This is a genomic window from Stenotrophomonas maltophilia (genome assembly GCF_002799245.1).
In the GTDB taxonomy this organism is placed as follows: Bacteria; Pseudomonadota; Gammaproteobacteria; order Xanthomonadales; family Xanthomonadaceae; genus Stenotrophomonas; species Stenotrophomonas maltophilia_S.
Genome location: NZ_NEQV01000001.1, coordinates 416439 through 428616, shown reverse-complemented (window position 1 = coordinate 428616; position 12178 = coordinate 416439). Strand labels below are relative to the sequence as shown.

At 66.1% G+C, this 12178-nt stretch carries 10 protein-coding genes and 1 pseudogene; 6 read left to right on the top strand and 5 right to left on the bottom strand.

From position 1 onward, the window contains the following. Positions 1-70: 70 nt before the first annotated feature. The 3 genes from B9Y64_RS02010 to B9Y64_RS02000 all read left to right on the top strand — a co-directional run bounded on the left by B9Y64_RS02010 (position 71) and on the right by B9Y64_RS02000 (position 5719). Positions 71-2035: an OPT family oligopeptide transporter gene (locus tag B9Y64_RS02010; protein WP_100439294.1), complete on the top strand. Its 1965-nt coding sequence runs from the start codon at positions 71-73 to the stop codon at positions 2033-2035. Between the two features lie 234 nt (positions 2036-2269). Beyond that, complete coding sequence (locus tag B9Y64_RS02005) at positions 2270-4348, top strand: alpha/beta hydrolase family protein (RefSeq protein WP_100439293.1); 2079 nt, start codon at positions 2270-2272, stop codon at positions 4346-4348. 114 nt (positions 4349-4462) lie between these two features. Then, positions 4463-5719: a DUF819 domain-containing protein gene (locus tag B9Y64_RS02000; RefSeq protein ID WP_406752512.1), complete on the top strand. Its 1257-nt coding sequence runs from the start codon at positions 4463-4465 to the stop codon at positions 5717-5719. A gap of 70 nt (positions 5720-5789) precedes the next feature. Here the strand turns inward: B9Y64_RS02000 and B9Y64_RS01995 are convergent, their stop codons facing one another. From B9Y64_RS01995 to B9Y64_RS01975, 5 genes are read right to left on the bottom strand one after another with little or no spacing between them, the layout of a single operon-like run. Beyond that, a complete protein-coding gene (locus tag B9Y64_RS01995; protein WP_100439291.1) occupies positions 5790-6269 on the bottom strand; it encodes a hypothetical protein in 480 nt (159 codons plus the stop codon). Between the two features lie 46 nt (positions 6270-6315). Further along, positions 6316-6576: a cell division topological specificity factor MinE gene (gene minE, locus B9Y64_RS01990; RefSeq protein WP_005408532.1), complete on the bottom strand. Its 261-nt coding sequence runs from the start codon at positions 6574-6576 to the stop codon at positions 6316-6318. 2 nt (positions 6577-6578) lie between these two features. Next, positions 6579-7388 (bottom strand): septum site-determining protein MinD, encoded by an 810-nt coding sequence (gene minD, locus B9Y64_RS01985; RefSeq protein WP_006424120.1) that lies wholly within the window; start codon positions 7386-7388, stop codon positions 6579-6581. A 35-nt stretch (positions 7389-7423) separates the two neighbouring features. After that, positions 7424-8269, bottom strand: coding sequence for a septum site-determining protein MinC (minC, locus tag B9Y64_RS01980; RefSeq protein WP_100439290.1), 846 nt, complete (start codon positions 8267-8269; stop codon positions 7424-7426). Next, positions 8215-8811 carry a GNAT family N-acetyltransferase gene (locus B9Y64_RS01975; protein WP_014036357.1) on the bottom strand — a complete coding sequence of 199 codons (597 nt, stop codon included), beginning with the start codon at positions 8809-8811 and terminating at the stop codon, positions 8215-8217. The genes minC and B9Y64_RS01975 overlap by 55 nt, the downstream gene beginning before the upstream one ends. Positions 8812-8962: 151 nt before the next feature. Here B9Y64_RS01975 and B9Y64_RS01970 point away from each other — a divergent pair, with 151 nt between their 5' ends. The 3 genes and pseudogenes from B9Y64_RS01970 to B9Y64_RS22505 all read left to right on the top strand — a co-directional run. Next, positions 8963-10159, top strand: a complete 1197-nt coding sequence (locus B9Y64_RS01970) for a sensor histidine kinase (RefSeq protein WP_075675059.1) — start codon at positions 8963-8965, stop codon at positions 10157-10159. Continuing rightward, complete coding sequence (locus tag B9Y64_RS01965; RefSeq protein WP_006424175.1) at positions 10159-10800, top strand: response regulator; 642 nt, start codon at positions 10159-10161, stop codon at positions 10798-10800. The genes B9Y64_RS01970 and B9Y64_RS01965 overlap by 1 nt, the downstream gene beginning before the upstream one ends. Before the next feature lie 234 nt (positions 10801-11034). Continuing rightward, positions 11035-11544, top strand: a pseudogene (locus B9Y64_RS22505) (SRPBCC family protein); the annotation flags it as partial. Between the last annotated feature and the right edge of the window lie 634 nt (positions 11545-12178).

The window sequence follows — 12178 nt, the reverse complement described above, 5'->3', positions numbered from 1 at the left end:
ACCATGCGCACTGGACTTGCCGCCCCCTGAACGCTAGCGTGCAAGGGATTTTTTGCCAGCAGGGGCTTCCATGAACCACGACGCTGCGCCCAAGCAGCTCACCTTCCGCGCAGTGGCCCTGGCCATCGTGCTGGCGGTGGTGCTGTCGGCCGCAAACGCCTACCTCGGTCTGTTCGCAGGCCTGACCATCGCTACCGCCATTCCCGCCGCGGTGATTTCCATGGGCGTGCTGCGCCTGCTGGGCGGTGGCTCCATCCTCGAGAACAACATCGTGCAGACCGGCGCCTCGGCCGGTTCGTCGATCGCCGCCGGTGTGATCTTCACCATCCCCGCGCTGGTGATCATGGGCTACTGGCCGGACTTCAAGTACTGGTGGGTGCTGGGCATCGCCGGCCTTGGCGGCCTGCTGGGCGTGCTGTTCTCGGTGCCGCTGCGCCGTTCGATGATCGTCGAAGATCCGCTTCCGTTCCCGGAAGGCAAGGCTGCGGCCGAGGTGCTCAAGGCCGGTGAGAACCCGGGCCCGGGCCTGAAGATCCTCGGCCTGTCGGCGGTGATCGGTGCCTTCGTCAAGCTGGCCGCGGAAAGCGGCATGCGCCTGATCCCGGACGCCTGGGCCACCTCGGCCTACGTCGGCAGCTCCAAGGTCACCGCCTTCATCGGCACCAACCTGTCGCCGGCCCTGCTGGGCGTGGGCTACATCGTTGGCCTCAACGTCGGCATCGTGGTGGTGTCCGGCTCGATCCTGACCTGGCACATCGCCATTCCGATCTACCAGGCGTTCTTCATGAACACCGATCCGGCATTGGCCGCTTCGGTCGCTGCGGCCTCCTCCACCGAGGCGGCGTTCGCCATCTGGGGCGCGAAGATGCGCTACCTGGGCGTCGGTGCAATGCTGATCGGTGGCATCTGGACCCTGATCTCGCTGCGCAAGTCGCTGCTCAACGGCGTCAAGAGCGGCTTTGCCGCCGCCCGCAAGAGCGGTGGCCCGGTGCTGGCGCACACCGAGCGCGACCTGCCGATGAAGTGGATGCTGGTGGCCCTGGTGGTCTTCGTGCTGCCGCTGCTGGCGCTGTACCAGGCCATCGTGGGCCAGTGGCACGTGTCGATCCCGATGACCATCATCATGATCGTCGCCGGCTTCCTGTTCGTCTCGGTCTCGGCCTACCTGGCCGGCCTGATCGGCTCGTCCAACAACCCGGTTTCGGGCATCACCATCTCCACCATCCTGTTCGCCTCGGCCGTGCTGGTCGTGCTGCTGGGCGCCGACGGCCTCAAGCCGGTCGGTGCCGGCGGTGCGCCGCTGGGTGCGGTGGCCGCGATCATGATCGGCGCGGTGGTGTGCTGCGCCGCGGCGGTCGGTGGTGACAACCTGCAGGACCTCAAGGCCGGCTACATCGTCGGTGCCACCCCGTGGAAGCAGCAGCTGATGCTGGGCATCGGCGCGTTCTCGTGCGCGCTGATCATGGCCCCGGTGCTGAACCTGCTGGCCACCGCCTACGGCATCGGCGTGAAGTCGGAGCTGCACCCGAACGCACTGGCTGCGCCGCAGGCCAACCTGATGGCCTCGGTGGCCAAGGGCCTGTTCGGCGGTGAACTGCCGTGGACCTTCATCGGCATCGGTGCCGTGGTCGGTGCCGCCATCATCGCCTTCGACAGCTGGCTGAAGTCGCGCAACGCCCGCTTCCGCGTGCCGGTGCTGGCTGCTGCCATCGGCATCTACCTGCCGCTGGAGCTGATGGTGCCGATCTTCCTCGGCGGCCTGATCGCCTACCTGGTCGAGCGCTTCCACAAGGTGCGTGCCGATGACGAAGAGGGCCGCGACCGCGTGCACAAGCCGGGCGTGCTGTTCGCTGCCGGCCTGATCACCGGTGAGGCACTGATGGGCATCGCCATCGCGATTCCGATCGTGGTCAGCAGCCGCGCGGACGTGCTGGCGGTGCCGTTCCACCTGCCGGGCGCACAGTGGATTGGCCTGGCCGTGCTGTTCCTGGTCGGCTGGCTGATCTACCGCACCGGCAAGCGTGCCGTGGCGTAACGCCCACGGGGTCGGATCCCTTCCCGCAGGGAAGGGCTCTGACCCCATGCTGGCAGCGTGAGGGGTCAGAGCCGATTCCCATGGAATCGGATCCGACCCCGACCTCCGACAAACCGCGCTACGGCGCGGTTTGCCTTTTCTGGCGGCTGCTCGTCCGCGGCCATGACCGATGGCCTTGGCAGCCCCGGCCGCACGGGCCTACCATCGGTTTTTTGCCGTCCTGCGGAGACCCCGATGAAACTGCGTCATGCCCTGCTGCCTCTGAGCCTGCTGGCCGCCCTGCCCAGCGTTGCCGCTGCCCGTGGCCTGGAAGTCCGCGACATGGTGGCGATGGACCGCGTCTCCGCGCCGGTGCTGACCGCTGACGGCGGCACCGTGGTGTTCGCCAAGCGCAGCGTCGACGCCAGCCTGAAGGCCTCCACCGCGTTGTTCGCGCGCAACCTGCGCACCCGCGACGCTGCGCCGCCGAAGCAGATCACCCCGGCCGGCTGGAATGTCAACTCCGCTTCGCTGTCGGCCGATGGCCAGACCGTGTATTTCCTCAGCGCCAGGAACGGCAGCCAGCAGCTCTACGCGCAGCCGCTCAGCGGCGGCACGCCGCGCCAGCTGACCGACTTCCCGGTCGACGTGGACAGCTACCACGTGTCGCCGCAGGACGACCGCGTGCTGTTCAGCGCCGGCGTGTTCCAGGCCTGTGCCTCGGACCTGGCCTGCACCGAAAAGAAGCTCAAGGACGTCGCGGGCGCCAAGGCCAGTGGCAAGGTCTTCGATTCGCTGTTCGTGCGCCACTGGGATACCTGGAACGACGGCCGCCGCAACACCCTGTTCGTGGCCCCGCTGCCGGCAGCCAAGGCCGACGCGGTCAAGGGCGCCTCGGCGCTGAGCGCGACCATCGATGGTGATGCTCCGTCCAAGCCGTTCGGCGGCAATGATGACTTCGTGTGGTCGCCGGATGGCGCCAGCGTGGTGGCCAGCATCCGCGTGGCCGGCAAGCAGGAGCCGTGGTCGACCAACTTCGACCTGTACCGCTTCGACGCCGCCGGCAAGCAGGCGCCGGTCAACCTGACGGCCTCCAACCCGGCCTGGGATGCCGGCCCGGTGTTCAGCGCCGACGGCAAGACCCTGTTCTACCGTGCGATGAAGCGCCCGGGCTTCGAGGCCGACCGCTTCGGCCTGATGGCGATGGACGTTGCCAGCGGCAAGACCCGCGAGATCGCCCCGCAGTGGGACCGCTCGGCCGGCGGCATCACCCTGTCCGCCGACGGCGCCAGCATCTACACCACTGCCGATGACCTCGGCGAACATCCGCTGTTCCAGATCGACGTGGCCAGCGGCAAGGCCACCAAGCTGATCGGCGACGGCAGCGTGACCTCGGTCGACGTGGCCGGCAACAGCGTGGCGATCACCCGCAACAGCCTGAAGAGCAACGATCAGGTGCTGGTCGGCCTGCTGCCCGCCGCGGGCGAATCCATCGGTGAACTGCGCGCGCTGACCCCCGCGGCTGGCGATGTGCTGAAGGACGTGTCGTTCGGTGACTACGAACAGTTCGAGTTCAAGGGCTGGAACAACGACACCGTGCACGGCTACGTGGTCAAGCCGCACAACTACCAGGAAGGCAAGTCGTACCCGGTCGCGTTCCTGATCCACGGCGGCCCGCAGGGCAGCTTCGGCAATGGCTGGAGCTACCGCTGGAATCCGCAGACCTATGCAGGCCAGGGCTACGCCGTGGTGATGATCGACTTCCACGGCTCCACCGGCTATGGCCAGGCCTTCACCGATGCAATCAGCCAGCACTGGGGCGACCGCCCGCTGGAAGACCTGCAGAAGGGCTGGGACGCAGCGCTGAAGAAGTACTCCTTCCTCAACGGTGACAAGGCCTGTGCGCTGGGTGCCAGCTATGGCGGCTTCATGGTCAACTGGATTGCCGGCAACTGGAACAGCCCGTTCAAGTGCCTGGTCAACCACGACGGCGTGTTCGACCAGCGCATGATGGGCTACGCGACCGAGGAACTGTGGTTCACCGAGTGGGAGCAGGGCGGCACGCCGTACCAGAAGGCCGCGAACTACGAGAAGTTCAACCCGGTCAACCACGTGGCGGACTGGAAGAAGCCGATCCTGGTCATCCATGGCCAGCAGGACTTCCGCATTCCGGTCGAGCAGGGCCTGGCCGCGTTCACCGCCGCCCAGCGCCAGGGCATCGAATCGAAGTTCCTGTACTTCCCGGATGAAAACCACTGGGTGCTGAAGCCGAACAACAGCATCCTCTGGCATGACACCGTCAATGCCTGGCTGAAGCAGCACATCGGCAACTGATGACTGCAGCGCCGCCCTTCGGGGCGGCGCTTTTGTTTTCGACGGTGGGTGCCGATGTTCCCGCCGGTGGGTGCCGACCGTTGGTCGGCACGCCTTCGCCAACAGCAGCCGAGCATGGCTCGGCTCTACAAGAGCGCCTGCATGATCCAGAACGACATCGTCGTCTTCGGTTTGATCGCCGCCACACTTGGCGCCGTGTTCTGGACCGCCTCGCGCGAGCAGGGGCTGTGGAAACGCTTCTATACCTTCGTGCCGGCACTGCTGCTGTGCTACCTGATTCCCGGCATCTACAACACGGTCGGCCTCATCGATGGCCAGAACACCAAGCTCTACAACCCGATCGCGCGTGACATCCTGCTGCCGGCGGCGCTGATCCTGCTGACCCTCGCGGTGGACATCAAGGGCATCCTGCGGCTTGGCCCGAAGCTGGTGCTGATGTACCTGGGCGCCTCAGCCAGCATCATGCTCGGTGCGGTGGTGGCCTTCCTGGTGATGCGCGCGATCCATCCCGACACCGTGGCCGGTGACACCTGGGCCGGCATGGCCGCGCTGGCCGGCAGCTGGATCGGTGGCGGTGCCAACATGCTGGCAATGCGCGAAGTGTTCGACGTCAATGCGACCACGTTCGGCCAGTTCGCGGTGGTCGATGTCGGTGTCGGTTACGTGTGGATGGCCGCGCTGATCTTCCTGGCCGGACGCGCGGCGAAGATCGACGCGCGCAGCGGCGCCGACACCTCGGCCATCGATGAACTGAAGGAGCGCATCGCGCGCTTCCAGGCCGAGCACGAACGCATTCCCAGCCTGACCGACCTGATGCTGATCGTGGCGGTGGCCTTTGGCGGCGTGGGCCTGTCGCATGCGATCGGTGCGCCGCTGGCGGCATGGTTCAAGGCCAACGTCAGCTGGGCGTCGCAGTTCAGCCTGGACGCGCCGTTCGTGTGGGTGGTGGTGCTGTCGACCACGCTGGGCCTGAGCCTGAGCTTCACCCGTGCACGCAATCTGGAAGGGGCGGGTGCGTCGCGGCTGGGCTCGCTGCTGCTGTACTTCCTGATCGCCTGCATCGGCATGCAGATGGATCTGCTGGCGCTGCTGGACCGCCCGTGGCTGTTCCTGCTCGGCATCATCTGGATCAGCGTGCACATCGTGCTGCTGTGGTGCCTGGGCAAACTGCTGAAGGTGCCGTTCTTCTATTTCGCCATCGGTTCGCAGTCGAACATCGGTGGCCCGGCCTCGGCACCGGTGGTGGCTGCTGCGTTCCATCCGGCGCTGGCGCCGGTGGGCGTGCTGCTGGGCACGATGGGTTATGCCACCGGCACGTACCTGGCCTACATCGTCGGCATCACCCTGCGCGCGCTGGCCGGGCAGGGCTGATCGTGCACGGGGCGATGGGGTCAGATCCCTTTTGCGCAGCAAAAGGGATCTGACCCCGGTTCACGGTGGATCACGCTACCGGCAAGCCGCGTTCGACCAGCCAGGCTCTTGCGTCTTCGGCGTCCTGCTCGAACCACGCCTTCGTAGACCCCAACCGGTACGTATACCCCCACGCATCCATATCGGCCATCAGCCGCTGGCTGCCGACGCCGGGCAGCCGCCCGGCCAGCACGATCTGCAGGTAGCAGGTCGCATCTTCCTCGGCCACCGAGTCGGTGGCATCGGTATGCACCTGTGCACGCCGCTCCGGCGGCAGCACGATCAGGTGGCAGGCCTCGTGCAGCATCGAGTGCACCGGCGTGTCATCGCGCACGTATACGTTGCTGGCGATGATGCCCGCCTCGGGTTCGCCCCAGTAGCTGCCGGGAATCGGCTCGCCGGCCGCGACGTGGTGCAGCTGCAGGCCATGCGCGGCGAGCAGGCACTGCGCATCGGCGAAGGCGATGTCGCCCACGCAGGTGATGTCCACGGCGGTTGTCGTATCGGTCATGCGGGTCAGGCAGCCCCGCCCATGCAGGCACGGGCGGGGCAGGGGATCAGGGTTTGTCCGGGCCTTCCGGCAGCGCCACGGAGATGTCCAGCACGTCGTGCTGGCCATCCTTCACCAGGTCGACCTTCACCGCATCGACGTCGATGTTCACGTACTTCTTGATCACTTCCAGCAGCTCGCGCTGCAGCAGCGGCAGGTAGTCCGGGCCACCGCGGTGGCTGCGTTCCTGCGCAATGATGATCTGCAGGCGGTTTTTGGCGGTTTCGGCGGTGGTCTTCTTCGCTTTGAGGAAATCAAACAGGCCCATGCTTACCCTCCGAACAGCTTGCTGAAGAAGCCCTTCTTCTCGACGTTGGTGAAGCGCATCGGGCGTTCTTCGCCGAGGATGCGCGCGACGGCGTCTTCATAGGCCTGGCCGGCAGCGGATTCAACATCCAGGATGACCGGCTCGCCCTTGTTGGAGGCGTTGAGCACGTCCCCCGATTCCGGAATCACGCCGATCGCCTTCAGGCCGAGCACTTCCTCGACGTCGGCGATGCTCAGCATCTCGCCGCTTTCCACGCGCACCGGGGTGTAGCGGGTCAGCAGCAGGAAGGCCGGCACGTCCTGGCCGGACTCGGCCTTGTGGGTCTTCGAGTCGAGCAGGCCGATGATGCGGTCGGAGTCGCGCACCGAGGACACTTCCGGGTTCACCACCACCACCGCGCGGTCGGCGAAGTACATCGCCAGGAAGGCACCCTTCTCGATGCCGGCCGGGGAGTCGCAGATGATGTAGTCGAAGCCGTCGGCGGCCAGGTCCTTCAGGACCTTGCCCACGCCTTCCTGGGTCAGTGCGTCCTTGTCGCGGGTCTGCGAGGCGGCCAGCACGTACAGGTTGTCGAAGCGCTTGTCCTTGATCAGGGCCTGCTTGAGGGTTGCTTCGCCGTGCACGACGTTGACGAAGTCATACACCACGCGGCGTTCGCAGCCCATGATCAGGTCGAGGTTGCGCAGGCCGACGTCGAAGTCGATCACCGCCACCTTCTTGCCGCGCCGCGCCAGGCCGCAGGCCAGGCTCGCGCTGGAAGTGGTCTTGCCGACGCCGCCCTTGCCGGAGGTGACTACGATGATTTCAGCCAAAGGACTTCTCCTGATGATTCTGTTTGGGTGCTGCGTCAGTCCAGCGCAGCGATCTTGATCTGGTCCTGTTCCAGCCACACCTGGACGGCCTTGCCGCGCAGGGTGTCCGGGACATCGTCCAGTACCTTGTAATGGCCTGCAATGGCGACCAGTTCCGCATGGAAATCACGGCAGAAAATGCGTGCCGCGGTGTTGCCCTGGGCCCCTGCCAGCGCGCGGCCGCGCAGGGTGCCGTAGATATGGATGCTGCCATCGGCGATGACTTCGGCGCCTGCGCCGACGGTGGCCATCACGGTCAGGTCGCAGTTTTCCGCGTACAGCTGCTGGCCCGAACGCACGTTGCCCAGCTGCATGCGGCCCGGTTGCGGTGCCGCAGCGTCCGCCACCTTGGCCACCGGCGTTGCCGGGGCTGGCTTCGGTTCGGCACGGACCGCGCGGCGCGGTTCCGGTGCGGGCGGCGGCGGCGCCGGCTCGGCCTCGGCGCGCTCGTACTGCGCGCGGAACTTGGCCAGCAGTGGCAGGCCGAGCTGCTGCGAGAGCAGGTCGACCGCGCTGGTGCCGTAGGCCAGTGCCACCGGCAGCACACCCGCGCTGCGCAGGCCGTCGACCAGCGCCTGCGCGGTGGCCACATCCGGCACCTGGCTGAGGCCGCCGAAGTCGAGGATCACCGCAGCGCGGCCGAACAGCTTCGGTGCACGGGTCACGCGCTCGCGCATTTCCTGCACGAGGCGCTCGACATCAAGGGTACGGATGCGCAGGTTGGCGATGCCCACCTGGCCGATCTTCAGTTCACCGGCCTGTTCGTAATCGAAATTCACCGCCACGCTCAGGTCCCCGTCGGCCGCTGTGCCTGCGCCGGCAGCTGCCGGGCGCGTGTCCATGCCACATCCGGCAGCTTGTCGCCGTAGGTCTCCTGGACCCACGGGTAGCTGCACAGTTCCTTGGCCAGCATGCTGGCGCGCACATCAACCTGCGGCATGGTGTTCTGGCCCAGCTCGCGGAAGCCGAAGCTGCCGTGGAAGAGCAGGGCGGCATCGGCGCCATGGTCGAGGAAGACTTCGCAGGTCATCTGCGGGTAGCGCAGCTCGGCGAAGCTCTGCGCGTCGGCATAGAACGCACGGCCGACGCCACCGCCACGACGGCGGCTGGCGACCACGATGCGGTCGATATAGAAGAACGGGGTGTCCAGCTGCTGCTTGAACCAGGCGAAATTGCTGCTGTCGTGCTGGCTGTCGCTGCCAAAGCCGATCAGGAAGCCGGCCAGGTTGCCGTCGCGCTCGGCGACGCGGAAATACTCAGCGGTTTCATAGAACAGGCGCAGGCGGGCCGCATCCAGGGGAAGGATGGCCAGGCCAGCGTTGTTGTTCAAAGCCAGGACGGAATCGAGCTCGTGCTCGCGCACGTCGCGGATGACAATCGACATTGTGACTCCGTGGGGTAACGCGGTTGGTCCATCAAAGGACCCTGCGCACGATTATTGCATGCCCGGGGTGGGCTGCGGCATGAACAGGCGACCGCGGAGGCATGACTTCCGTGGGAGTGCGCGACACGGGCCGGGCCCGTAGAGTGCTGGCATGTTGGGAGTCCTCAGCCATACCCGCGTCCTCCGCCTGGCCGGCCTGTTCACCTGGGTCATGGTCGGCCTGCCCCTGGCGTACTCGCAGTTCGAGAACCTGCACAGCCGCGGCGACATGGGCGGCTGGGCGATCCTGCTGTTCGTCGCCTACCTGTCCTTCGGCACCGCCTACTACTGGTTGACCCGCATCCTGCGCAGCGACAGCCACACCAGCTGGCTGGACCGTGGCCTGCTGCTGTTGCTGACGGTCTCGGCGCTGGGGGTCAGCTTCCTTAGCGGCTCGGGCCTGGGCAGCATCCTGATGATGGTGGCCGCCGGGGTCATTCCGTGGATGCTGTCGGTCCGGCTGGGGGTGCTGTGGCTGCTGGTCAGCCAGCTGGCGGTGGCCCCGGTCTACTACATGCTGCTGCGCTTCCCGCTGTTTGAAGCGGTGATGCAGTCGCTGCTGTACGGCGGCTTCTCCATGTTCATCTTCGTGACCAGCCTGGTCGCGCGGCAGCAGACCGAGGCCCGCGACGAGCAGCGCCGGCTCAATTCGGAACTGCGCGCCACCCGGGCCCTGCTGGCCGAGAGCGCGCGGGTCAACGAACGCACCCGCATTTCGCGCGAGCTGCATGACCTGCTGGGCCACCAGCTGACCGCGCTGACCCTGAACCTGGAGGTCGCCGGCCACCTGGCCGAGGGCCAGGCGCTGGATCACGTGAAGCGCTCGCACGCGCTGGCCAAGCTGCTGCTGGGCAATGTGCGCGAGGTGGTCAGCCAGCTGCGCGAGACCGGTGCCATCGACCTGGCCGCGGCGCTGCGCCCGCTGACCGAGAACGTGCCCTCGCTGGACATCCAGCTGGAGATCGAGGATCCGCTGAACGTGGAGGACCCGCAGCGGGCCCACGTACTGCTGCGCTGCACCCAGGAGATCATCACCAACGCGGTGCGCCACGCCGGTGCCCGCCATCTGTGGATCAAGGTGTACCGTGAAGCCCCTGACCGGGTGGTGGTCGAGGCCCGCGACGACGGTGTCGGCGCGGATATGGTCAATGTAGGCAATGGCTTGCGCGGCATGCGCGAGCGCCTGCAACAATGTGGCGGCCAGCTGCAGATCGAAACCCGTCCCGGTGAAGGCTTCCGGCTGCGGGCGACGGTGCCGGCAACGGTGCTGGTGGCGGCCCTTACCAAGGTTCCTGAAGGAGTGCGTTGATGATTCGCGTCTGCCTGGTCGACGACCAAACCCTGGTGCGGCAGGGAATCCGCTCCCTGCTGGCGCTCGACGACGGCATCGAGGTGGTGGCCGAGGCCGGCGACGGCCGGCAGGCGGTCGAGCTGATACCGCAGGTCCGCCCCGACGTGGTGCTGATGGACATGCGCATGCCGGTGATGTCCGGCCTGGAGGCACTGCAGGTGCTGTCGCGGCAGGAACAGTTGCCGCCGACCATCATCCTCACCACCTTCGACGACGATCAGCTGGTGCTGGCCGGGCTCAAGGCCGGTGCCAAGGGCTACCTGCTCAAGGATGTCACCCTGGCGCAGCTGGTCGGTGCCATCCGCACTGTGGCCGACGGTGGTTCGCTGGTGCAGCCGGCGGTGACCCAGCGCCTGCTGTCGGGCCTGGAGCACATGCGCAACGAGTTCGTCAGCCTCGACCGCCCGGACCCGCTGACCGACCGCGAGACCGAGATCCTGCGGCTGATGGCCAGTGGTTTCTCCAACAAGGAGATCGCCAACTCGCTGGGCGTGGCCGAAGGCACCATCAAGAACCACGTATCCAACATCCTCTCCAAGCTGGGCGTGCGCGACCGTACGCGCGCCGTACTGAAGGCGTTCGAACTCCAGCTGGTCTGAGGAAAATCGTTCAAGTACAAAGACTTGGATCGAGGTTGGGGGTTTCCGCCAAGGTTGCCCCCTACTTGCCGGGTAGCGGTATGCGTTACCCTTCGAATTCTTTGTCCATACAAATACGCAGCCGGCAGGGAAACCGGTGCGCCAATCCCGATAAACAATGCCCGCGAAGCCTGCTAGGATTGGCGCTTCGCTTCAATCAACCCGGCCGTGGGATCGGCCCCGGAGACTCTCTGAATGACCCGTATTATCGAGTTCCTGATCGCCTTGGGGATCGTGGCTGGCCTGTTCGTCATCATTGGCGTATGTCTGCCGGGCGAGCGTCACATCACCGAAAGCATCGAGACCAACCGCAAGATGACGATCGTGTACGACACGGTCAGCAGCCTGCGCCGCTTCAAGGACTGGAACCCGCTGGTACTGCGCGATCCCGCCGTTGAACTGAAGCTGTCCGGCCCGGCCTCCGGTACCGGTGCCACCCTCGACTTCACCTCCAAGGACCTGGGCACCGGTTCCTGGAAGATTACCGAAGCCGAAGAGAACAAGCGTGTTGTGATCGCCATCGAAGACGCCACCAAGGGTCACGACAAGGTCACCACCTTCAGCCTGGAGCCGACCGGCAAGGGCGGTCGCAACGTCAAGATCACCCAGGACTACTCGGTGAAGTACGGCTTCGACCTGTTCGGCCGTTACGCAGGCCTGTATGTCAGCCGTCAGATCGGTGACGACATCAAGATGGGCCTGTCGCGCATGGCCAACATGCTCGCCAGCGTCCCGAACGTCGACTACCGCACGCCGGAAGCCCCGCTGACCGATCTGGCCATCGTGGAAGTGCCGGCCGAGAACCTGCTGGTCGTCAACGCCGGCAACGTGGACCGCGGTCAGGACACCATCACCAAGTCCATCAAGGACAACCAGGAGTGGATCAAGCGCGTGATGGAGGCCAATGGCCTTGAAGCCGCCGGTCCGTTCCGCATCATCACCACCGACTTCGGCCAGGAGAAGTACGCCTTCGACATCGCCCAGCCGGTGAAGAAGAAGGGTGCTGAAGGTGCCGCTGCCGACGAGCTGACCGTCAAGATCGACGGCGGCGCTCCGGTCAAGTACGTGCACGTTGCTCCGCACCGTTCGGCGCATGCGGCCTACACCGGCCACATGGCAGGTCTGGACGTGGCCCGCAACGGCCTGCGTGCCTGGGCCGTGACCTCGGGCAACGAAGTCATCGACCGCCCGTACGAAACCTGGAAGGACGGCATCGACAAGTCGTTCACCCCGGAAGCGACCTACGACATCTACTGGGCCGTCAAGTAAGCCTCGGCTGACCCATGTAGTGTTGGACACGAAAACGCGCCGCTTATTGCGGCGCGTTTTTTTTCATCTG